Here is an 18,045-nt window from a genome sequence, read left to right on the forward strand (position 1 = left end):
ATGATGGCGGATATGGGGCGAAGGTTCGGCGGCGGTGTTCTCGGGCGCGAGGTCCCGCCGGTGTTCGTCGTCGGATTCGGGTTCCGCGGTGCGGGGTTCATCGCGCTGGCGGCGTACGGAGGCATGGCGGTGCTCGCACTCGTTGGGAGTGTGGGGATGCGGCAAGCGGGTGAGTCGGCCTCCGCGGTGGCCGTCGTCGGCGCGCTGGGGGTGGCTTCGGCGGGCTACGTCGTGGCGCTGGCGGCTCTCCTGGCCTCGCGCCGTGTCGCGGCAGTCCTGTCGCCGAGGGGCATCGCTCTGCCCTGGGTCGCGGATCCGGCACTCCGCGAGTGGGATTGGTCGGAGATCCAGAGGATCGAGGTGATGAAGCGGGATGCGAGGGGCGTGACCTATCGGTCGGACTTCCTACTCCAGCTGCATCCGTCCGCGCGTGCCTCCGCGCTGGAATCGGTGTCTGACGACCTCACGGGTTGGCAACGACGATGGGTTCATCCCGCCGGTCCCGCGTCGTTCTCGATCGGGTGGATGACCGCGCCCGCGCCCCGCCACGTGAGGCGCTACATCTACGCGGTCGCACCGGAACTCGGCTTGCCGTTGATCCCGCCGCGGCATCGTCCCAAGGGATACCCGTGGGGCGAAAACCGCTCGACAGGTCCGGAAGAATGACCGGAGTGATCACGCTCCGCAATGGCGCCGACGCAGACCATCCCGCGCTGGTGCGGGTGTGGCGCAGTTCCGTCGACGCCACGCACGACTTCCTCGCCGAGGCCGACCGCGACGCCATCGAGGCGCGGCTCGCGAGCGATTATTTCCCGCAGGTCCGGCTCACCGTCGCGGAGATCGACGGTGCCGTGGCCGGGTTCGCCGGCACGGCCGGCGACGATCTGGCGATGCTCTTCGTGCATGCCGACGCCCGGGGGCACGGCGTCGGCCGCGCCCTTCTCGACCACGCCGTCCGCGAGCTCGGCGTGCGCACCGTCGACGTCAACGAGCAGAACGCGCAGGCCGTCGGCTTCTACGCGCACAGCGGCTTCGCCGTGACGGGCCGCAGCGCGGCCGACGGCGAGGGCCGCCCGTACCCGTTGCTGCACCTGGCCCTGGCGCGGGACTAACTCGCGCAGCCGTCGCGCGACGTCCGGGCGACGATCGCGACCGCGCGCCGCAGCACCTCGGCGTCGCCGGGGGAGAGCGGCCCGAGCAACTCCGCCTCGGCGGCACTGACTTCCGCGCCCACCTCGCGCAACATCGCCAGCCCCGCATCGGTGGGGACGACCCGCCGTGCCCGGCGATCGGTGGGGGAGGGCTCGCGACGCACGAGTCCCGCGTCGACGAGGTCGTCCACCACGTACGGCATCACCGACTTGTCGATGAGCAGGTACTCCGCGAGCGCCAGCTGTGTCGGCAGGTCGTACGTCGCGGCGGCGTACAGCGTCTGGTAGCCGCGCACCCCGCGGGGGATCCGGTCCAGGATCGGCGCCACCGCCTCCGCGTACGCCTTGTTCAACACTCCCACGGACCAGCCGAAATCGCAGGTCTCCTCGTCCTCCGCCACACGCTCAGCCTAGCAGGCGTCACATATCAGTTGATTCACATATCAGTTGTGATACCGTTCAGTTGTCACGCAAACCAACTGAGGAGTACGTCATGAGCCGCATCCTGGTCGTCGCCACCAGCGTCCCGTCCTACGCCGTGAGCGGCCGCCGCACCGGCCTCTGGCTCGGCGAGCTCACCCATTTCGTCGATGCCGTCGAGGCCGCGGGCCACAGCACCGTCATCGTCAGCATCGAGGGCGGCTTCGTCCCCATCGACCCCGAATCCCTCAGCCACGAGGTGCTGGCGCAGGGCGGCACGCGCGCCCGCTACGACGACCCCGCCTTCATGGACCGCCTGCGGAACACACCCTCGCTCCGGGACGTCGATGCCGCCGACTTCGACGCGATCTACCTCACCGGCGGTCACGGCGTCATGTTCGACTTCCCGACCGACGAGCGTCTCGCGGCGCTGCTCCGCGACTTCGACGCGGCGGGCAAGGTCGTGTCCGCCGTCTGCCACGGGACCGCCGGGCTCCTCGGCGCCACGAAGGCCGACGGTGCGCCGCTGATCGCCGGCCTGCGCATCGCGGGCTTCTCCTGGAACGAGGAGGTGCTGGCGGGGCTGGATTCGATCGTCCCGTTCAACCTCGAGGAGCGGATCGCCGCGCTCGGCGCCACGTACGTGCAGGCCGACGAGGCGTGGACCCCGTTCGCCGTCACCGACGGCACCGTCGTGACAGGCCAGAACCCGGCCAGCGCGCACCCTGTGGCGGAGGCGGTTCTGAAGCTCCTCTGATCGCGAACCGGGTACTGGCGGTACCCCCGAACGGAAGCATCTGGGCATAACCGGACGAACCGCACAGGATGGGCTCATCAGTCGCACCGAACGAAGGGTCCCCATGATGTTCCGCACCACCAGTCGCCGCCCGGCGCTCGTCGTCGCCCCCGTCGCCGCCGCGATCGCGCTCGCCGGGTGCGGGGCGAGCTCGAACGAGGCCGGTCCGACCTCGACCGGGGCGGCCTCCGTCGCCGCTGCGTCCTCCGCATCGCCGGCGGCCGGGCGGATCCAGATGGACCCGGTCACCAAGGCCTTCGTCGACGCGTGGAACAACCAGGATGCCACCGCCATGGTCAACCTGTTCACCACCGACGGGGTCCTGGTCGACGACACGCGCACATTCCGCGGCCACGACGAGATCCGCACCTTCGCCGAGCCCGAGGTCACCGGCTACACGATCGAGGTGCTCACGGTGGAGGAGCGTCGCGCCGACGGTCAGAAGATCCTGGTCGAGGTGAACCGCAACTCGGGCGGCGGCTTCAAGGCGACCTTCGACTTCACCATCGCCGACGGCAGGATCCCGCGCGCGAACCTGCAGTACGCCTGATCGGCACGCCCTGTCGATTCCGCGTCGCCTCGATCGTCATCCCTGTGCCCCGCCCCTGGGGCACAGTGGACTGGAGGAGGAACCATGCATTACGCACTGCTGATCAACAACGCCGAACCCGACGAGGGCGACATCGCGGAGGAGGCCTTCCTGCAGATGCAGCGGGCCATGGCGGACTACACCGCCGCTCTGCAAGCCGCGGGCGTGCTCATCGGCGCCGAGATCCTGGAACCGCAGGCGCAGACGGTCACCGTCACCCGCCGCGACGGCGACCTGACGATCCAGGACGGCCCGTTCGCCGACACCCGCGAGGCGCTCGCCGGCGTCTTCCTGCTCGACGTTCCGGACCAGGACGCGGCACTGGCCTGGGCCGAGAAGCACCCCGCCACCCAGTACGCGGTGATCGAGGTCCGCAAGGTCGCCGCAGCCTGCGACGAGGGCATCTGGAACGCCGAGGACTGATGGCCGGGGATGCCGAGGTGCGGGCGGAGAACGCCGCCCGCACCTCGTACGGCCGGCTCCTCGCGCTGCTCGCGACCCGCACGCACGACCTCGCTGCCGCCGAGGACGCCCTGGCGGACGCCTTCGAGCGAGCGCTGACGCGGTGGCCGGTCGACGGGACGCCCGACGATCCGGACGCGTGGCTGCTCACCGTGGCGAGGAACCGCCAGCGCGACCGGTGGAAGTCCGCGGCGGAGCGTCGCTCGCTGCCCTTCGACGAGGCGGCGCACGACGCCGCGGCGCCGGGCGAGAGCCCCGACCGACGGCTCGAACTGCTCCTCGTCTGCGCGCACCCGGCCGTCGCGGGCGCGAGCGTGCCGCTCATGCTCAACACCGTCCTGGGCTTCACCGCCGAGCAGATCGGCGCTGCCCTGCTGGTCCCGACGGCGACCATGGCCGCCCGCCTGACGCGGGCGAAGAAGCGCATCGAGCGCGAGCGGATCCCGTTCGCGGTCCCCGAGGTGGACGCGCTCGCGGGCCGCCTCGGGCCCGTCCTCGAAGCCGTGTACGGCTCGTACTCGATCGAATGGCCCACCCCGCCGCGCGAGCGCCATGCACTCCTCCTCGGGCTGGCCGGGACCATCGCCGAGTCGGCCCCGACGGTCGCGGAGGCGCACGGCCTCGCCGCCCTGATGTACCTCTCCAGCGCCCGGCTGCCCGCCCGCGTCGACGAGGACGGACGCTACGTTCCACTCCCACAGCAGGATCCGCGGCGGTGGGACAGCGATCTCATCGCCGCCGGACGCCGGCACCTACGCACCGCGCACGCGCTCGGCTCCGTCGGACGGTTCCAGGTGGAGGCCGCCATCGGGGCCGTGCACTGCGCCCGACCCGCCGGCGAAGCACCCGATTGGGCGCACCTGCGCCCGCTCTACGACGCGCTCCTCGGCCTCGCTCCCACCCGCGGCGCGGCCGTCGCCCGCGCCGCCGTCGTCGCCGAGACCGACGGTGCGCGTGCGGGACTGGACGCGCTCGACGCCCTCGACGGCGTGGAACGGCTGCAGTCCGCGTGGGCGCTGCGCGCATCGCTGCTGGACCGGCTCAGCGACCCCGCCGCCGATGCCGCCTACGCCAAGGCGATCTCGCTCACCACCGATCCCGCCGAGCGCGAGTACCTGGGGCGCCGCGCCCGCGGAACCGGGCGATAGCGGCGGTATCAGGGCGGAATCGCTAGGGTCGGGCCCATGGCGGACAGCGATGGGATCCGGGTGGGCGACCCCGAAAGGCAGCGGGCCGTCGAGCTGCTCGGGGAGGCGATGGCGACCGGCTACCTGACCGTGGAGGAGTTCGATCAGCGCACGCACGCGGCCTACGCCGCCGCGAATCGCGGTGAGCTGCAGGTGCTCGTGAACGACCTCCCGATCCGCGACCGGCTCTTCCCCTCGGTGCCGGACGCAGGGGAGCGGCCGGTCGAGGTACTCGACCTGGAATGGACGACCGTGCACCGCAAGGGGGTGTGGACGGTGCCCGCGCGCCTGCGCATCACGGGTTCGACGGGCACGGCGAAGATCGACTTCCGTAACGCGGACTTCCCCTACGGCGGGGTCGAGATCGACGTCCAGGTCTCGTGGAGCACGCTCAAGCTGCACCTGACTCCGACGATGCGCGTCGACGCCTCGGGGATGGACTACTCGGGGTGGAGCTCGCTCAAGGACAAGGCGGGCCCGGCGGGCGGTGCGGCGGGCCCGTTCCTTCTGCTGCGTGGCTCGGCCTCTGCGGGGAGCACGATCCAACTTCGCCGGTGAGGCCGCGGCTTCCGCGCTACGGTGAGCGCAACGAAGGAGTCGCATGTCCGATGTCTGGCAACTGGTCCATGCGGAACGCCGCGCCCTGATCGCCTTCCTCGAGGGCGTCGACGACGCGCGCTGGGACACGCCGTCGCTGTGCCCGGGGTGGCGCGTGCGCGACGTCGTCGCCCACCAGATCTCCACCGCGGACACCACCCGCCTGGGCTTCATCAAGGGAATGATCCTGGCCCGCTTCGACTTCGACCGCGACAACCAGAACGGCGTCGACCGCGAGCTGGGCCCGGCGGCGCAGATGCTGGATCGCTACCGCGCGCTCGTCGACCGCACCTCGGGCCCGCCCGCCCCGCTCGACACCCGGCTCGTCGAGGCCGTGGTGCACGGCGAGGACATCCGGCGTCCGCTGGGCGCCGTCGGCGACTACCCGCCGGAGGCCGTCGAGCGGGCCCTGCGGTTGCAGGCGCGCACTGGGAAGGGCATGGGCGGTGCGAAGGAACATGTCGCGGGGCTGCGGTTGCGCGCCACCGACGCGGACGTCACCGTCGGCGACGGCCCCGAGGTCTCCGGTCCACTGCTCGCCCTGCTGCTCGCCGTGAGCGGGCGCACCGTCGCCCTGGAGGAGCTGAGCGGAGAGGGCCTGCCCGCCCTGACCGACCGCGTCGCCTGACGGTCAGCGCGGCGGCGTGATCGTGATCCGCGCGTCGATGCGGGTGATGAGGCACGTGCTCCGCGGGATCCGGAAGTCCTCGTTCGTGGGTGCGTCCACGATGCGCTGCCCGGCGATGCGCACGGGCACGATGAATCGGTAGTTGAGCAGGTCGCGATCGCCGCCGGGCGCGACGGTGCGGGCCGTGACCCGCGGAGCGTCCATGATCGAGTACTGGAGGTGGCGGTCGAGGTCGCCGCGGAGTTGCTCGCCGGAGAAGCCCGTCTGCAGGCCGTTCTCGAACCGGACGGCGTTCGGCGCGAAGGGGACCGCGCCGGCCTTCGTGCGATCGCCGAGCGCCGCGATGTAGGCGTCGGCGGCGGCGAGCTGGCGTGCGGGAGTGCACGTCGCCGCCGTGGCGGGCGCGGCGATCGCGGCGGCGGCGAGCGCGGGGATCAGGGCGGGCGCGAGGCGGGCGAGGACGGGCATGGGCTCACAGTAGCCGCGTCATCCCTCGGTGTACGCCGAAAGGACCTCGCGCACCGCGGCGTCGATCGTCGCGTGGTCCACGCCGCGTTCGGTCAGGAACAGCGCGCCGGGGCCGGTGCCCTCCGCCAGGATGCCGAGCAGGATGTGCTCGGTCCCGACGTAATTGTGCCCGAGCCGGAGCGCCTCGCGCAGCACCATCTCCACGGCCTTCTTCGCCGCGGGCGAGAAGGGGATGAGATCCGGGCTCTCGTCGGTGTCCGCCCCGGAGATCCGCCGGTGCAGGACGGCTTCGGTGACCGCCTCCGCCGTGATCCCGCGGCCGAGCAGCAGACGTGCGGCGATGCCCTCGGGCTCGCGGAACAGCCCCAGCAGCATGTGGTCGGTGTCGATCACCGGGCTCCCCACCTCGCGCGCCTCGTCCTGCGCCGCCACCACGACACTCCGCGCCCGCGGCGTGAACCGCGAGTACGGCGAGCCGGTCGCGTCGATCAGCGCCGACGGGTCGATGCTCGGCGGCGCCGAGCGCTGCTGCGCCGCCTGCTTCGTCATCCCCATGGACTCGCCGATCGAGGTCCAGGTGGCGCCGCTGCGCCGCGCTTGGTCGACGAAGTGCCCGACGAGGTGGTCGGCGGTCTCGCCGAGGTGCGCCGCGACCGCGACGGCGTCGCCGAGGTGATCGAGCGCGTCCCCGTCCGGGTGCAGCGCGTGCACGGTGCGGATGAGGGCGTCGAGGCTGACGGGATCGTTCTGCGACATACGTCAAGCATGAGTTGACGCAGGGCGGTTGTCAACCGTTGATTGACGCAGCGTCAGGCGGCGGCACCGTCGACTGTGCGCGCGGCGACCGCCGCTGCGGTGTCCTCGGCCACGGCCTCGCGGGCGCGATGCCGCTCGGGATCGTCCGACTCCCCGTCGCCCAGCAGGAACAGCCCCGAATCCTCCGCGCCCATGTAGTTCGCGAGCCCGTCGACCAGCTGGGCGTGCATCCCGTCGAGGTAGCCGTGCTTGCGGTAGGTCGACTCGCCGACCGCGCCGATCGGGAAGAAGTACAGCCGCTTCGGCGCCGCGAGCTCCGCGCCGGAGTTCGTGTCGTCGTACGCCCAGTCGCGGGTGAAGACGCGGTCGACCCAGCCCTTGAGCGGTCCGGGCAGGCCCCACCAGTACACCGGGAAGACGACGGCGATCGCGTCGAACTCCTCCAGCCGGCGCTGCTCGGCCCGGACGTCCGCGGGGACGACGGTGCCGTCGCGGTAGGCCGCGTGGTCGGCCGAGCCGAACGTCGGGTCGAAGCCGGCGGCGAGGACGTCGTGCCGCTCGACCTCGGCGTACCCGCCGCGGAGCAGGCCGCGGGCCACGGCGGCGGCGGTGGAAGCGGTGGCGGAGTCGGCGTCGGGGTGCGCTGTCACCACGACCGCGCGGAGCTGCTGCTGATTCGTCATACTGAGAGCATGAACTCTGACACCAGTGTCATGGTCAAGCCCGGGCTGCGGATGCGTGACCTGTGCGCCCGCACGGGTGCCACGCCGCGCATGATCCGGCACTATGAGAAAACGGGGATCCTCGCGCCGGGGCGCGAATCCAACGGCTATCGGGTGTTCACCGAGGAGGACGTGCGCACCGTCGCCGATGCGCGGTGTCTCATCGAGGCCGGGCTGTCGGCCACGGAGACGGCGGAGTTGGTGGGCATCGTCTGCGGCGAGGGCGACGCCCCGCTGGCGGAGTTGGACGCGGCGCTGGTCCGTATCGGCGAGCGTCGCACCGTGCTCGACGAGCGGATCGCGCAGCTCGTCGCCGCGAAGGAAAAGCTCGACGAGCTCCGCGACTACGTCCACGACATCCGAGGCGTCACCAGATGACGGCGAGCCCCGCGGCGGTCAGTGACAGCAGGCCCGCGGCGTAGAACATCCCGCGCGGGACGGCCTCGCCGGTGCGCTTCTGTCGTGCGCTGCCCATGCCGAGCAGGCCGCCGAGGACGAGCAGGATTAGCAGCTTGATCCCGATCTTGGGATAGTTCAGCTCGATTCCCGCGGGCCAGGGCGCGGCCAGAGCGAGGCCCGTGACGAGCGAGACCAGCAGCCCGTAGTCCATGACGCGCTCGAACCGGAACCGTCCCGCGGCCGCGGAGGCAACCCAGCCGCCGAAGGTGACGGCGAAGCCCACGATGTGCACCAGAACTATTACGTTGCGTAGTACTTCCATGGTCTGAGCGTAGCGAACCGGACGAATCGTGCACCCGATACGGCGATTCGAGGGGTTCCCCTCGTCGGCGGACGGGGCTACGGTCGAGGGCATGGGTGCGATCGTCATCGTCGGAGCAGGACTGGCGGCCGCGAAAGCGGCCGAGGCGCTACGGGATCTGGGCCACGACGGCCCGATCACGGTGATCGGCGCCGAATCCCATCCGCCCTACGAGCGACCCCCGCTGTCGAAGGACTACCTGCAGGGCAAGGCCGAGCGCGACAGCGTCTTCACCTTCGACGCCGCCTGGTACGCCGACCACGACGTCACCGTGCGGACCGGCGTCCGCGCCACCGCCCTCGACCGGGAGGCGCGCACCGTCGGCCTGGACACGGGGGAGTCGCTGCCCTACGAGCACCTGGTGCTGGCAACGGGATCCCGCGCGCGACCGCTGCCCGGGGCCGACGGGGTGCACTACCTCCGCACCCTCGACGACAGTGACGCGCTGCGGGACGTGTTCGAGAAGGGCGGGCGGCTCGGCGTCGTCGGCGGCGGGTGGATCGGTCTCGAGGCGGCCGCCGCGGCCCGCGGGGCCGGCCTGGAGGTCACCGTCGTCGAACCCGCCGAGCAGCCGCTGCTCGGCGCCCTCGGCGCCGAACTCGGCAAGGTCTTCGCGGACCTGCACCGCGCGCACGGCGTGGACCTGCGCACCGGCACCGGCGTGCGGGCCGTCGAGCCCGGCGGCCGGGGACTGGTCCTCGAGGACGGGACCACGATCGAGACCGACGCCGTGCTCGTCGGGATCGGCGCGATGCCGAACGTCGAACTCGCCGAGGCCTCCGGCCTCGAGACCGCCGAGGGCGGCGTGGCCGTCGACGCCGGGCTGCGCACCTCCGACCCGCACGTCTTCGCCGTCGGCGACATCGCCGCCGCCGAGAACCCGACGGTGGGCCGGCGCGTGCGCGTCGAGCACTGGGCCAACGCCCTCAACCAGCCGCGCGTGGCCGCCGCCAACATCCTCGGCGGATCCGAGGTCTACGACCGCCTCCCGTACTTCTTCACCGACCAGTACCAGCTGGGCATGGAGTACCTCGGCCTGTCCACCGGCTACGACGACGTGGTGATCCGCGGCGACCTGGACGCCCTCGAGTTCGTCGCCTTCTGGCTGAAGGAAGGACGCGTTCTGGCCGGTATGAACGTGAACGTGTGGGACGTGGGCGATGATGTGCGTGCGCTGATCACGTCCCGCCGGGTGGTCGACGCCGCTCGTCTCGCCGATCCCGGCGTACCGCTCGCGGAGGTCTAGTACGCATGATGCCCCGACGGTCGGCGCGGGTCGCCGGCACGATCGCCGCTGCCCTGGTCACCGTCGCGCTGGTCGCCGCCCCGCCGGTGAGCGCGGCACCGTCGCCCTACTGCGGCACCGCGCTGACGCCAGCGGAGAACAAGCGCATCGTCGCGCTGTCCGATCCGCGAGCCCTGCCGACGGCGCCGACCTTCGCCAGCCTCGACGACCTGACGGTGCGGCAGCGCGGCATCGCCGACATCCTCGGCGCTCACCGCGACCGACGGGGACTGTTCGGCGTCGGCATGGACGGCGTGATTCGCGATGCGGTGACCCCGACGCAGCGCAACGAGGCCGGCCTCGACGACCCGCGGTACGCCAAGTCCCTGTCCATCGACCTGGTCAGCCGCTACCTGAAGGCCGTCCACGCGCAGTGGACCGGCGGTGCCGTGCCGCAGTGGTGGGGCAACTACTTCCGGCTGGCCGCGCGGTGCGAACTGCCGCCCGGGCGGGTGGCGATGGCGGGCTACAACGCGCACATCACCGTCGACCTCGCGTACACGGTCGCGCACACCCGCAGCACACCCGCGAACGCGCTCGACTTCTACCGCATCGTCGACTCGATCGCGAAGAACGGCAACGTGATCCCCGAGCGCAGCAAGCGGATCTACGGCGCCGACCTGTGGGGCCTGTGGACCTTCTACTTCTTCGGCCAGGGGCTCGACCGGATCGTCGGAGCGGGCGTCGCATCGAACCTGATGCTCCGCGCCGCCGACGACGGCTACAACACCCTCACCTTCGCCAACGGCCTCGCGCTGCAGAACCCCGCCGTGCGGCCCGCCACGGAGGGCGCGATCCTCGCGCTGTGGCAGACCGGCGAGATCGCCTTCGACGTCCTCTCCGGGCTCGGCGGGCTCGGCACCCCCGTCGCGCCAGTGCCGAACCCGCGCCCCGCACCCACCCCGGTGCCGCGCCCCACGCCCGCCCCGGTGCTCGCCGCGACCGGCCGCTGAACGCCGGGGTGCGATAGTGCTGGGGTGACCTTCGACGAACTCGTCAGCTACAACGCCTCCCTGCCGTTCAACCGGTGGGCCGGAATCGAGGTGCTCAGCGCCGACCTCGACGAGGTCGTGCTCCGGCTCGAGCGCCGCGACGACCTGTGCCAGAACGTCGGCGGCCTGCACGCCGCGCTCATCGCCGGCGTCCTGGAGAACGCGTGCGGCTACGCGCTCGCGATGCACCCCGGTGCGGGTGGCCTCGTGACCCAGATGGACACGCAGTTCCTGCGTCCCGCGCAGGGCGAGGCCTTCCTCGCCGTCGGCCGGGTGATCAAGCCCGGCAGCAAGCAGAGCTTCTCCGAGGCCGACTTCTTCATCGAGGTCGACGGTGCGCGCGGGCCCCGGTTCGCCACGGCCCGCGCGCTCGTCGTCCCCTCCTAGCCGCTCAGGAGCGAGGCCGGAACCGCCGCACCGCCCGGTACACGCCGTACAGCACCAGCAGCACCGCGGCCCACGGCAGCACCGCGCCCACGATCACCAAGAGCCAACGTCCGGCGGCGAGCAGTGCGTCCCAGCCGTTCTGCAGGCCGCCCGTGAATCCCGACCGGTCAGCGGTCACGGTCGGCTTCTCGATGGACACCGTCACCGTCGAGAGGGAGACCCGGTCGCCGATCGATGCGCGCCGTGACTGCAGGGATTCGAGCTCCTGCTGGCGCGAGGTGAGTGCGGACTCCGCCGCGATCACCTGGTCGGTGGTGTCGGCCCTGGCGAGGATCGCCGTCAGCCGGTCGACGGAGACCTGGGTCGCGCGGATGCGCGCCTCGAGGTCGACGACGGTGCCGGTCACGTCCTCGTGCTCCAGCTGCACGGAGCCGACCTCGCCGAGCCCGCCGATCTTCTCCACCAGCTCGTTGACCTTGTCGTTCGGCACCCGCAGCGTGAGCTTGGCGCGGGCCTTCTCGCCGCCGGTCTCGGTGCGCGCGTCGACGCGGCCGCCGAGGCGCTCCGCGGTCGCGGCCAGCTCCCGGGCCGCCGACGCCGGATCGGCGTTCGTCACGTCGACGGTGCCGGTGGTGATCACCTGACGGTCCGCCGGCGCGTTCGCCGGGGTCGACGGCGCGGCCGGCCCCGTCGTGGGCGCCGCCTTCGGCGCGGGGGCGACCGCGGCCTGGCCGCCCGTGATGGGCGCGGACTCCGCGGCCCCGCGGCCCCCGGCCTGGGGTGCCGGTGCGGAGTACGACGAGGAATCGCTCGCGCCGCCCTGGAACTGGCTCGCGACGACGCCGCCCACGGCGACGACCGCGATCGCCGCGGCCGCGGCGATGCCCATCGTCCGGTGCTTGCGACGGCTGCGGCGCGCCTGCAGGTCGTCGCCGACCTCGGTCATGACGGCGGCGCGCATGGCGGAGAGCCGGTCGTCGGTGAGGATGTCGTCGGGGGTGATCCGGGTGGTCATGACTGCTCCCTCAGGGTGCTCAGGTCGGCGCGCAGGCGGCCGCGCAGCCGGGAGACGCGGTTGCGCACGGCGGCGTGGGTCACGCCCACCTCCGCGGCGGCCCGCTCGTAGGTCTGTTCGTCCTCCACGCACAGGCGGTAAAGACGCTGGTCGGTGGGGGAGAGGGCGCTCACCGCGCCCGCGATGAGCGCGCGGATCTCGGCGGCGAGCACGTCGTCCTCGGGCGACGGAGCCGCCCCCGGTGGCTCGGCGTCGTCGAGCGGCGCCGATCTGTCCCGGACCGCGGAGAGTCGTCTCCCCGCGTTGAGCGCGGTGTACCGCGCGGTGGTCAGCAGCCACGGGAGCACCGACTCGTCGACGATCCGCACCGCGTCGATGCGGCGCCAGAGCGTGAGGAAGGTGTCCTGGGCGACTTCCTGTGCGGCGTCGGCGTCGCGCAGTACGGTGTACGCCTGCCAGTAGACGGGGCGCACGTGGCGGTCGTGGATCGCCGCGAACGCCGACCCGTCGCCGCCCGCGGCGCGGGCGAGGAGGGTCCGGTCCGCGGACTCGTCGGTTCTCATCGTGGACGTCACACCCCTCTATGTCGCCGGGGCGGCGGACCGTCTCACCCGGATGCGACGGTGTCGGTCACAGCGTCAGGTGGATGCCCTCGTCGTCGACGGTGACCGCGACCTTCGTCAGGTCGTCGACCTGCGCGTCGGGGGAGAAGCGGGCCGCCCCCGGGCCCACCCCGACCACCCGCATCCCGGCGGCCTTGCCCGCGGCGATGCCCGCCTCCGAGTCCTCGAAGACGATGCAATCGGCGGGGGCGATGCCGAGCAGCTCCGCGCCGCGGAGGAAGCCCTCGGGGTCGGGCTTGCTCGCGCGCACGTCCTCGGCGGTCACGCGCACCGCGGGCAGGGGCAGGCCCGCGGCGCCCATCCGTGCCGTCGACAGCGGGACGTCCGCGGAGGTCACCAGGGCGTGCGGCGCACCGTCGAGCGCGGCGAGGAAGGCGGGCGCCCCGGCGACGGGGACGATGCCCTCGGTGTCGGCGGTCTCCTGCGCCAGCAGTTCGCGGTTCTCCGCGAGATTGACCTCGACGGGGCGGTCCGGCAGCAGCTCGGCCATCGTCGCGTGGCCCTGGCGGCCGTGCGCGACGGCCAGCACCGCCGCGGGATCGAGGCCCTTCTCCCGCGCCCACCGGCTCCAGCACCGTTCCACGACGGCGTGCGAATCCACGAGCGTGCCGTCCATGTCCAGCAGCAGAGCGCGACCGGTGAGCATGCATGTCCTCCTGAGATGGGCGTGTGGGCCCAACGATACGGACGGCGCGGGGAGTGGCGGCGCGGATCAGCGGGGGACGACGAGGTCCGGCGTGAGCTCGCCGAGGCGGACGGCGCCCGCCAGCCCCATCGCGTGCCGGAGCTCCTCCTGCAGGCCGGCCACAATCGAGCGGACACCGTCGGCGCCGGAGACCGCCAGGCCCCATAGGATCGGCCGGCCCACGAAGACGGCGTCCGCGCCCAGGGCGAGGGCGGCCAGCGCGTCGAGACCGTCGCGGACGTCGCCGTCGACGAGCACGGTCGCGTCGGCGCCGACGGCCGCCGCGATTCCGGGCAACGCCTGCGCGGGCGCGACGGTGCGCCCCAGCTGCCGACCGCCGTGATCGCTCACCCACACCCCGGCCGCGCCGGCGTCGACGCACCGTCGGGCCTCGTCGCCGCGCAGCACGCCCTTGACGATCACCGGGAGCCCCGTCAGGTCGGCGTGCCGCCCGATGTCCTCGAGGACGGCCCCCGCGTCCTGCTCGATCGCGGCCCACGCGTCGGCCCCGGGCGGCAGGTGCTGCGCGACGTTGACCAGGGCCACGTCGTCGCCCAGCGGCGGCAGCCCGCGGCCGCCGGAGCGGCCCACGTAGGGGGTGTCGCCGGTGAGCACCAACGCCGTCGCGCCGGCCGCCGCGGCCCGCTGCACCAGCGCGTCGGTGATGGATCGGTCGCGCATGAGGTAGACCTGCTGCCACCACGGGCCGCCCACCGCGGCGGCGACCTCCTCGATCCGGGTGGTCGCGCGCATGGACAGGACGAACGGAGCGCCGCATTCGGCCGCGGCGCGGGCGGTCGCCGCCTCGCCGCCGGGGTGGACGAGGCGGTGGAAGGCCGTCGGTGCGACGCCGATGGGGGAGCGCCAGTCGCCGAGGACGGTGGTCGTGGTGTCGATGGACCTCACGTCGCGCAGCACTCGCGGCGTGAATCGCCAGCGCTCCCAAGGGGACTCGCCGACGGTCGCGCCGCGCATCACGTACGCCCACACGTCGGGCGGGACTACCTGCTCGGCCTGCTGCGCGAGTTCGATCATCCGGTCGTTCCCCCTGATTCGTGGCACTGAGGCCGCGCGGTGCCCGGCACGCTGGCGCGGCCGGGCGGGGCTTCACGATCTCACAGTCGCTTCGAATGTGTTACGGCGCACAGTGTCCCCGATCACACTTTAGGTCATCACTTAAAGATTGGCGGCGAGGTGGCGCGGCCGGGAGACTCTTGGTCATGACCAATTACCGTGATTTCAAGAGCCTCACCGCCGACCCGACCGCCGGCACCGTCTACGCCCGCCTCGCGGACATCCACGAGGACGCTGCGAAGCCCACCGCCGCGCCGCGCTCCGGATTCGCCGCCGCCGGCCTGCGTGCCGCCCTGCAGCGCTTCGTCACCGCCAACCCCGAGTACACCGGTCCCGCCGCGCTGCGCTTCTGATCCTCCCCGCTCGATCTCAGGCGCGGTGGCCGCGTACCAGCCGGTCACCGTCCGGCGTGCGCCGATAGAGCACCTCGCGCCCGCTCCGGGCCCGGTCGACCAGGCCGTTCTCGTGGAGCACGCGCAGGCTCTGGGACGCCGCCGACGGCGTGACCTCCAGTCGCCGCGCCAATTCACTGACCGCCATCGGCTCGACCAGGGCGTGCAGCACGTCCGCCTTCGCTCCGCCGATCAGCCGCCGCAGTGCGCCCGGCGGAACCTCCCGCATCGACTCCATGAGGGTCGCGCTGCCGCGCGCCGGATAGCCGGCGTGCGGCGTCGCCGTCTCCGGTGAATGCGCGCTGACGAGACGGGTCAGGAAGACGCTCGGAATCAGGATGAGCCCCCGGCCCGCGGAGGCGTACTCGCCGGATCGCGTGTACGCCAGATCCAGGCGCAACCGCCCGTCGCGATCCCACGCCAGGTTGGGGTTGAGCGAGGCGAACAGCTGGGTCGGCCCGCCGATCGCCAGCTCCCGCCCGCGGAACGTGATGTCCGACTCCAGGATCCGGTTCACCGACGGCCAGATCGGTGCGATGACCACCCGGTGGTAGCGCTCCAGCGCCCCCGCGATCCGCGGCCCCGCCCGCTCGGGGTCGTCGAGCAGGCGCGCCAGCGCGGGCGACGGATCGTCGCCCTCCCGCAGGTCGTCCAGTTGCGCATGGATCAGCGCCGGATCGGTCGCCGCGATCGCGGCGAGTCCGTCGTCGAGCGACGGCCGCGCGTTGCCGGGCTCCGGCATCGGCGTGAGGAAGTCCGGGATCGCGTTCCCCGACGGCGCCACCAGCGCACTGACGAGCCGGTGGTCGTACCGGTCCCGCTGCGCCTGCGCGTTGCTGCGCCACCGATTCAGGTGGGCGGAACTCTCGTGCGTCGTGTTCAGGTGGAACAGGCTCAGCGAGGTCTCGTTCATCGGCGCCAGGACGAAGCGCACGTCCGAGAGGTCGCGGACGTCCAGCACGTAGGTGAGCATGAGACGCCCAGCTTAGGGTCGCGCCGGCCCCGCCGCCCCCGGTTCACGACTTAACAGCGTTAGCCCGGAGGGCTTCCTGGGGATTCGTGGGGAGCGAGTGCTTGCTACTCGCGGGTAACCGCGTCCGTCATTGCGCCCTGCTCATCAGCCGCAGCAGTGCGGGGCCCACGAGCGGCGCCGTCAGCGTCCGGATCATCAGGTCCTGCACGCCGAGATGCAGCCTGCTCGGCGGCGCGAACCGCGCCATCCCGGCGCGCGCCTGTCGCCGGCGCTGCGCGACCTCCGGGCGCAACCCGGCCTCCCATGCATGCAGTGCCGCGCCGATGTCCCCGGGTTGCTCCGCGAGCGCGCGCCCCAAACGGTCGGCGCCCGCGAGGGCGAGGCCGGCGCCGTGGCCGGCGAAGAGGGAGACGCACCACGCGGCATCGCCGACCAGCACCACGCGCCCGCTGCTCCACGCGTCCATGACCACCTGGGACACGGAATCGAAGTAGCCGTCCCCGGCGCCGGCGGCCCCGCGGATCGCCTCGTGCACCGGGCCGGTGAGATCGCCGAAGTGCGCCGCGAAGGCGTCGGCGGGCGAGCCCGCCGCGTCGGCCTCGGCGGACGGGGTGCGGTAGGTGAAGAAGGCCGACGGTGCGTGCTCACGGGGCCGGAATACCGCCGCGGTGCGGCCCACGTCGATGAAGGTGCTGGCGGTCTGCTCCGGAAGGCCGTTCGGCGCGGCGTCCAGCGGGAAGGCCGCCACGGCGTGCTGTAGATCGCGGACGAACTCGGGCGCCGGCCCGAAGGCGACCTCGCGCACCCCGGAGTGCAGCCCGTCAGCGCCGACCAGCAGGTCTGCGTCGTGGACGGTGCCGTCGCTGAGCGTGACGCGGAGCCCGTCGGCCTCGTCGGCCCCGGTGACCGTCGTGCCGAACCGGATCTCGACCGCCCCGTCGAGGGCGTCGTGCAGCGCGGCCTCCAGGTCGCCTCGGAAGACGGTGAGCGCGCGGGAGCCCAAGGACTGCTCGGCGAGCGCCGCGGGCATGGTGAGCTTCGTCGAGCCGTCGGCCCGGACCAGGAGCGAGGTGAAGACGCCCTGGTCGCGGGTGCGCAGGGCGGGCACCAGGCCGAGCGCATCGGCCGCGTCGAACCCCGCGCCGAGGAGGTTCACGAGGTAGCCGCCGGTCCGGCGGGCCGGCGCGCGCTCGACGACGACGACGCGGTGCCCGTCGCGGTGCAGCCGGAGCGCGGTCGCGAGGCCGGCGATCCCCGCGCCGGCGATGACGATCCGCAGGGGGCGTTCGATGTGGTCCGGCATGATTCCCTCTCGGTATGAGCGTGCGTTCATACCGAGTATGAGCGATTGTTCATACTCGGCGCAAGGACGCGGGCGCGACTCGTAGAATCGACGCATGCCCAGAGGAGTCGCGATCGACGGCGCGCGCCAGCGCCTGTTCTCGGCCGCCGAGGCCGTGATCCTCCGCGACGGGGTGGTCGGTCTGAAGGGGCGTGCGGTCACCACGCAGGCGGGCGTCGCCACCGGACTGCTGCACGCCCACTTCGGCGACTTCGAGGGCTTCCTCGCCGCCTATGCGGTCGACCGCAGTTTCCTGCTCGCTGCAGAACTCGGGGATGCGACGCGGTCAGAACCGGAAGCGTCGGTGGCGGAATCGATCTGCGCGCAGCTCGACGCGCTGCCGCAGTCCACCGCCACCGCCTTCGCCCGACTGCTGGCCGCCCGACCGGACCTGCGCGAGCGCGCCGCCGAGGTGCTGGGCGCGGACGCGGCCGGATTCGAGGGGGTGACGGCGGCGGTCGCCGGCGAGCTCGCGGCCGAGGTGCGTGGGGGCCGGCTGCGGGTCGGAACGCACGCCGGCGATCTCGCCTACGCCGTCGTCGGGGCGGCGCTGCGCGCCTGGTGCGCCGGCGACCCCGACGAGCGGTGGCGCGCTGCAGTGGCTGCGATCGTGGCCGCCGTGGTCGAGACCGGGTAGTACGACAGCGGCGGGGGGGGGGGGGGGGGGGGGGGCGGGGGGGGGGGGGGGGGGGCGGGGGGGGGGGGCGCGCGCGGGCGCGGGTGCGGGGGGCGGGCGCGGGG

General features: G+C 72.8%; 25 protein-coding genes. 14 read left to right on the forward strand and 11 right to left on the reverse strand.

The window, feature by feature from the left end; genetic code table 11:
• The first annotated feature begins 60 nt into the window (after positions 1 to 60).
• Positions 61 to 666: a hypothetical protein gene (locus ACLQ3K_RS19080; protein WP_426001115.1), complete on the forward strand. Its 606-nt coding sequence runs from the start codon at positions 61 to 63 to the stop codon at positions 664 to 666.
• Positions 663 to 1,112: an acetyltransferase gene (locus tag ACLQ3K_RS19085; RefSeq protein WP_426001116.1), complete on the forward strand. Its 450-nt coding sequence runs from the start codon at positions 663 to 665 to the stop codon at positions 1,110 to 1,112. Before ACLQ3K_RS19080 ends, ACLQ3K_RS19085 begins: the two co-directional genes overlap by 4 nt.
• On the opposite strand, the gene ACLQ3K_RS19090 is transcribed toward ACLQ3K_RS19085, so the two are convergent.
• Positions 1,109 to 1,552, reverse strand: a complete 444-nt coding sequence (locus tag ACLQ3K_RS19090; protein ID WP_426001117.1) for a MarR family winged helix-turn-helix transcriptional regulator — start codon at positions 1,550 to 1,552, stop codon at positions 1,109 to 1,111. The two genes, ACLQ3K_RS19085 and ACLQ3K_RS19090, sit on opposite strands and share 4 nt — an antisense overlap.
• 92 nt (positions 1,553 to 1,644) lie before the next feature.
• On the opposite strand from ACLQ3K_RS19090, the gene ACLQ3K_RS19095 reads away from it, so the two are divergent.
• From ACLQ3K_RS19095 to ACLQ3K_RS19120, 6 genes are all read left to right on the forward strand, one after another.
• Positions 1,645 to 2,328 carry a type 1 glutamine amidotransferase domain-containing protein gene (locus ACLQ3K_RS19095; protein WP_426001118.1) on the forward strand — a complete coding sequence of 228 codons (684 nt, stop codon included), beginning with the start codon at positions 1,645 to 1,647 and terminating at the stop codon, positions 2,326 to 2,328.
• 106 nt (positions 2,329 to 2,434) lie between these two features.
• Entirely contained in the window at positions 2,435 to 2,917 is a 483-nt protein-coding gene (locus ACLQ3K_RS19100) for a nuclear transport factor 2 family protein (protein ID WP_426001119.1), read from the forward strand.
• A gap of 84 nt (positions 2,918 to 3,001) precedes the next feature.
• Complete coding sequence (locus ACLQ3K_RS19105) at positions 3,002 to 3,379, forward strand: YciI family protein (RefSeq protein ID WP_426001120.1); 378 nt, start codon at positions 3,002 to 3,004, stop codon at positions 3,377 to 3,379.
• The gene (locus tag ACLQ3K_RS19110; RefSeq protein WP_426001121.1) at positions 3,379 to 4,566 is read left to right on the forward strand and encodes an RNA polymerase sigma factor; all 1,188 of its coding nucleotides are present in this window, start codon (positions 3,379 to 3,381) and stop codon (positions 4,564 to 4,566) included. Before ACLQ3K_RS19105 ends, ACLQ3K_RS19110 begins: the two co-directional genes overlap by 1 nt.
• A 36-nt stretch (positions 4,567 to 4,602) precedes the next feature.
• Positions 4,603 to 5,163, forward strand: a complete 561-nt coding sequence (locus tag ACLQ3K_RS19115) for a DUF1707 SHOCT-like domain-containing protein (protein WP_426001122.1) — start codon at positions 4,603 to 4,605, stop codon at positions 5,161 to 5,163.
• A 43-nt stretch (positions 5,164 to 5,206) separates the two neighbouring features.
• Positions 5,207 to 5,830 (forward strand): maleylpyruvate isomerase family mycothiol-dependent enzyme, encoded by a 624-nt coding sequence (locus ACLQ3K_RS19120; RefSeq protein ID WP_426001123.1) that lies wholly within the window; start codon positions 5,207 to 5,209, stop codon positions 5,828 to 5,830.
• A 3-nt stretch (positions 5,831 to 5,833) separates the two neighbouring features.
• Here ACLQ3K_RS19120 and ACLQ3K_RS19125 read toward each other — a convergent pair whose 3' ends face one another.
• From ACLQ3K_RS19125 to ACLQ3K_RS19135, 3 genes are read right to left on the reverse strand one after another with little or no spacing between them, the layout of a single operon-like run.
• Entirely contained in the window at positions 5,834 to 6,298 is a 465-nt protein-coding gene (locus ACLQ3K_RS19125; RefSeq protein ID WP_426001124.1) for a hypothetical protein, read from the reverse strand.
• A gap of 18 nt (positions 6,299 to 6,316) precedes the next feature.
• Positions 6,317 to 7,054 carry a Clp protease N-terminal domain-containing protein gene (locus tag ACLQ3K_RS19130; protein WP_426001125.1) on the reverse strand — a complete coding sequence of 246 codons (738 nt, stop codon included), beginning with the start codon at positions 7,052 to 7,054 and terminating at the stop codon, positions 6,317 to 6,319.
• 53 nt (positions 7,055 to 7,107) lie between these two features.
• The gene (locus ACLQ3K_RS19135) at positions 7,108 to 7,737 is read right to left on the reverse strand and encodes an NAD(P)H-dependent oxidoreductase (RefSeq protein WP_426001126.1); all 630 of its coding nucleotides are present in this window, start codon (positions 7,735 to 7,737) and stop codon (positions 7,108 to 7,110) included.
• Positions 7,738 to 7,746: 9 nt separating this feature from the next.
• Here ACLQ3K_RS19135 and ACLQ3K_RS19140 point away from each other — a divergent pair, with 9 nt between their 5' ends.
• On the forward strand, positions 7,747 to 8,154 hold the full coding sequence (locus ACLQ3K_RS19140; RefSeq protein ID WP_426001127.1) for a MerR family transcriptional regulator: 408 nt from the start codon (positions 7,747 to 7,749) through the stop codon (positions 8,152 to 8,154).
• Here ACLQ3K_RS19140 and ACLQ3K_RS19145 read toward each other — a convergent pair.
• Complete coding sequence (locus ACLQ3K_RS19145) at positions 8,144 to 8,497, reverse strand: Fe-S protein (RefSeq protein ID WP_224645917.1); 354 nt, start codon at positions 8,495 to 8,497, stop codon at positions 8,144 to 8,146. The two genes, ACLQ3K_RS19140 and ACLQ3K_RS19145, sit on opposite strands and share 11 nt — an antisense overlap.
• 91 nt (positions 8,498 to 8,588) lie before the next feature.
• Between ACLQ3K_RS19145 and ACLQ3K_RS19150 the strand changes: the two genes are divergently transcribed.
• From ACLQ3K_RS19150 to ACLQ3K_RS19160, 3 genes are read left to right on the forward strand one after another with little or no spacing between them, the layout of a single operon-like run.
• On the forward strand, positions 8,589 to 9,782 hold the full coding sequence (locus ACLQ3K_RS19150; RefSeq protein ID WP_426001128.1) for an NAD(P)/FAD-dependent oxidoreductase: 1,194 nt from the start codon (positions 8,589 to 8,591) through the stop codon (positions 9,780 to 9,782).
• Between the two features lie 8 nt (positions 9,783 to 9,790).
• Entirely contained in the window at positions 9,791 to 10,774 is a 984-nt protein-coding gene (locus tag ACLQ3K_RS19155; protein WP_426001129.1) for a DUF5995 family protein, read from the forward strand.
• A 24-nt stretch (positions 10,775 to 10,798) separates the two neighbouring features.
• Complete coding sequence (locus ACLQ3K_RS19160) at positions 10,799 to 11,200, forward strand: PaaI family thioesterase (RefSeq protein WP_224646128.1); 402 nt, start codon at positions 10,799 to 10,801, stop codon at positions 11,198 to 11,200.
• 4 nt (positions 11,201 to 11,204) lie between these two features.
• Here the strand turns inward: ACLQ3K_RS19160 and ACLQ3K_RS19165 are convergent, their stop codons facing one another.
• From ACLQ3K_RS19165 to ACLQ3K_RS19180, 4 genes are all read right to left on the reverse strand, one after another.
• Positions 11,205 to 12,215, reverse strand: coding sequence for a DUF4349 domain-containing protein (locus ACLQ3K_RS19165; protein WP_426001130.1), 1,011 nt, complete (start codon positions 12,213 to 12,215; stop codon positions 11,205 to 11,207).
• A complete protein-coding gene (locus ACLQ3K_RS19170) occupies positions 12,212 to 12,778 on the reverse strand; it encodes an RNA polymerase sigma factor (RefSeq protein ID WP_426001131.1) in 567 nt (188 codons plus the stop codon). Before ACLQ3K_RS19170 ends, ACLQ3K_RS19165 begins: the two co-directional genes overlap by 4 nt.
• 67 nt (positions 12,779 to 12,845) lie before the next feature.
• Positions 12,846 to 13,484 carry an HAD-IA family hydrolase gene (locus ACLQ3K_RS19175; protein WP_426001132.1) on the reverse strand — a complete coding sequence of 213 codons (639 nt, stop codon included), beginning with the start codon at positions 13,482 to 13,484 and terminating at the stop codon, positions 12,846 to 12,848.
• Positions 13,485 to 13,550: 66 nt separating this feature from the next.
• Entirely contained in the window at positions 13,551 to 14,558 is a 1,008-nt protein-coding gene (locus tag ACLQ3K_RS19180) for an alpha-hydroxy acid oxidase (protein WP_426001133.1), read from the reverse strand.
• A gap of 185 nt (positions 14,559 to 14,743) precedes the next feature.
• Here ACLQ3K_RS19180 and ACLQ3K_RS19185 point away from each other — a divergent pair, with 185 nt between their 5' ends.
• Positions 14,744 to 14,950 carry a hypothetical protein gene (locus ACLQ3K_RS19185; RefSeq protein WP_224646123.1) on the forward strand — a complete coding sequence of 69 codons (207 nt, stop codon included), beginning with the start codon at positions 14,744 to 14,746 and terminating at the stop codon, positions 14,948 to 14,950.
• A gap of 16 nt (positions 14,951 to 14,966) precedes the next feature.
• Here the strand turns inward: ACLQ3K_RS19185 and ACLQ3K_RS19190 are convergent, their stop codons facing one another.
• Together ACLQ3K_RS19190 and ACLQ3K_RS19195 are read right to left on the reverse strand one after the other, a co-directional pair.
• Positions 14,967 to 15,962, reverse strand: a complete 996-nt coding sequence (locus tag ACLQ3K_RS19190; protein WP_224646122.1) for an ArsR/SmtB family transcription factor — start codon at positions 15,960 to 15,962, stop codon at positions 14,967 to 14,969.
• Positions 15,963 to 16,089: 127 nt separating this feature from the next.
• Positions 16,090 to 17,265, reverse strand: a complete 1,176-nt coding sequence (locus ACLQ3K_RS19195; protein ID WP_426001134.1) for an FAD-dependent oxidoreductase — start codon at positions 17,263 to 17,265, stop codon at positions 16,090 to 16,092.
• A gap of 94 nt (positions 17,266 to 17,359) precedes the next feature.
• Between ACLQ3K_RS19195 and ACLQ3K_RS19200 the strand changes: the two genes are divergently transcribed.
• A complete protein-coding gene (locus ACLQ3K_RS19200; RefSeq protein ID WP_426001135.1) occupies positions 17,360 to 17,941 on the forward strand; it encodes a hypothetical protein in 582 nt (193 codons plus the stop codon).
• The last annotated feature ends 104 nt before the right edge of the window (positions 17,942 to 18,045 follow it).

Origin of the sequence: Tsukamurella sp. DT100 (assembly GCF_049844855.1) — a bacterium.
In the GTDB taxonomy this organism is placed as follows: Bacteria; Actinomycetota; Actinomycetes; order Mycobacteriales; family Mycobacteriaceae; genus Tsukamurella.

Coding starts and splice junctions, on each gene's coding strand:
- ACLQ3K_RS19085 (WP_426001116.1), top strand. CDS start 663: ATGACCGGAGTGATCACGCTCCGCAATGGCGCCGACGCAGACCATCCC.
- ACLQ3K_RS19095 (WP_426001118.1), top strand. CDS start 1,645: ATGAGCCGCATCCTGGTCGTCGCCACCAGCGTCCCGTCCTACGCCGTG.
- ACLQ3K_RS19100 (WP_426001119.1), top strand. CDS start 2,435: ATGTTCCGCACCACCAGTCGCCGCCCGGCGCTCGTCGTCGCCCCCGTC.
- ACLQ3K_RS19105 (WP_426001120.1), top strand. CDS start 3,002: ATGCATTACGCACTGCTGATCAACAACGCCGAACCCGACGAGGGCGAC.
- ACLQ3K_RS19110 (WP_426001121.1), top strand. CDS start 3,379: ATGGCCGGGGATGCCGAGGTGCGGGCGGAGAACGCCGCCCGCACCTCG.
- ACLQ3K_RS19115 (WP_426001122.1), top strand. CDS start 4,603: ATGGCGGACAGCGATGGGATCCGGGTGGGCGACCCCGAAAGGCAGCGG.
- ACLQ3K_RS19120 (WP_426001123.1), top strand. CDS start 5,207: ATGTCCGATGTCTGGCAACTGGTCCATGCGGAACGCCGCGCCCTGATC.
- ACLQ3K_RS19125 (WP_426001124.1), bottom strand. CDS start 6,298: ATGCCCGTCCTCGCCCGCCTCGCGCCCGCCCTGATCCCCGCGCTCGCC.
- ACLQ3K_RS19130 (WP_426001125.1), bottom strand. CDS start 7,054: ATGTCGCAGAACGATCCCGTCAGCCTCGACGCCCTCATCCGCACCGTG.
- ACLQ3K_RS19135 (WP_426001126.1), bottom strand. CDS start 7,737: ATGACGAATCAGCAGCAGCTCCGCGCGGTCGTGGTGACAGCGCACCCC.
- ACLQ3K_RS19140 (WP_426001127.1), top strand. CDS start 7,747: ATGAACTCTGACACCAGTGTCATGGTCAAGCCCGGGCTGCGGATGCGT.
- ACLQ3K_RS19145 (WP_224645917.1), bottom strand. CDS start 8,497: ATGGAAGTACTACGCAACGTAATAGTTCTGGTGCACATCGTGGGCTTC.
- ACLQ3K_RS19150 (WP_426001128.1), top strand. CDS start 8,589: ATGGGTGCGATCGTCATCGTCGGAGCAGGACTGGCGGCCGCGAAAGCG.
- ACLQ3K_RS19155 (WP_426001129.1), top strand. CDS start 9,791: ATGCCCCGACGGTCGGCGCGGGTCGCCGGCACGATCGCCGCTGCCCTG.
- ACLQ3K_RS19165 (WP_426001130.1), bottom strand. CDS start 12,215: ATGACCACCCGGATCACCCCCGACGACATCCTCACCGACGACCGGCTC.
- ACLQ3K_RS19170 (WP_426001131.1), bottom strand. CDS start 12,778: ATGAGAACCGACGAGTCCGCGGACCGGACCCTCCTCGCCCGCGCCGCG.
- ACLQ3K_RS19175 (WP_426001132.1), bottom strand. CDS start 13,484: ATGCTCACCGGTCGCGCTCTGCTGCTGGACATGGACGGCACGCTCGTG.
- ACLQ3K_RS19180 (WP_426001133.1), bottom strand. CDS start 14,558: ATGATCGAACTCGCGCAGCAGGCCGAGCAGGTAGTCCCGCCCGACGTG.
- ACLQ3K_RS19185 (WP_224646123.1), top strand. CDS start 14,744: ATGACCAATTACCGTGATTTCAAGAGCCTCACCGCCGACCCGACCGCC.
- ACLQ3K_RS19190 (WP_224646122.1), bottom strand. CDS start 15,962: ATGCTCACCTACGTGCTGGACGTCCGCGACCTCTCGGACGTGCGCTTC.
- ACLQ3K_RS19195 (WP_426001134.1), bottom strand. CDS start 17,265: ATGCCGGACCACATCGAACGCCCCCTGCGGATCGTCATCGCCGGCGCG.
- ACLQ3K_RS19200 (WP_426001135.1), top strand. CDS start 17,360: ATGCCCAGAGGAGTCGCGATCGACGGCGCGCGCCAGCGCCTGTTCTCG.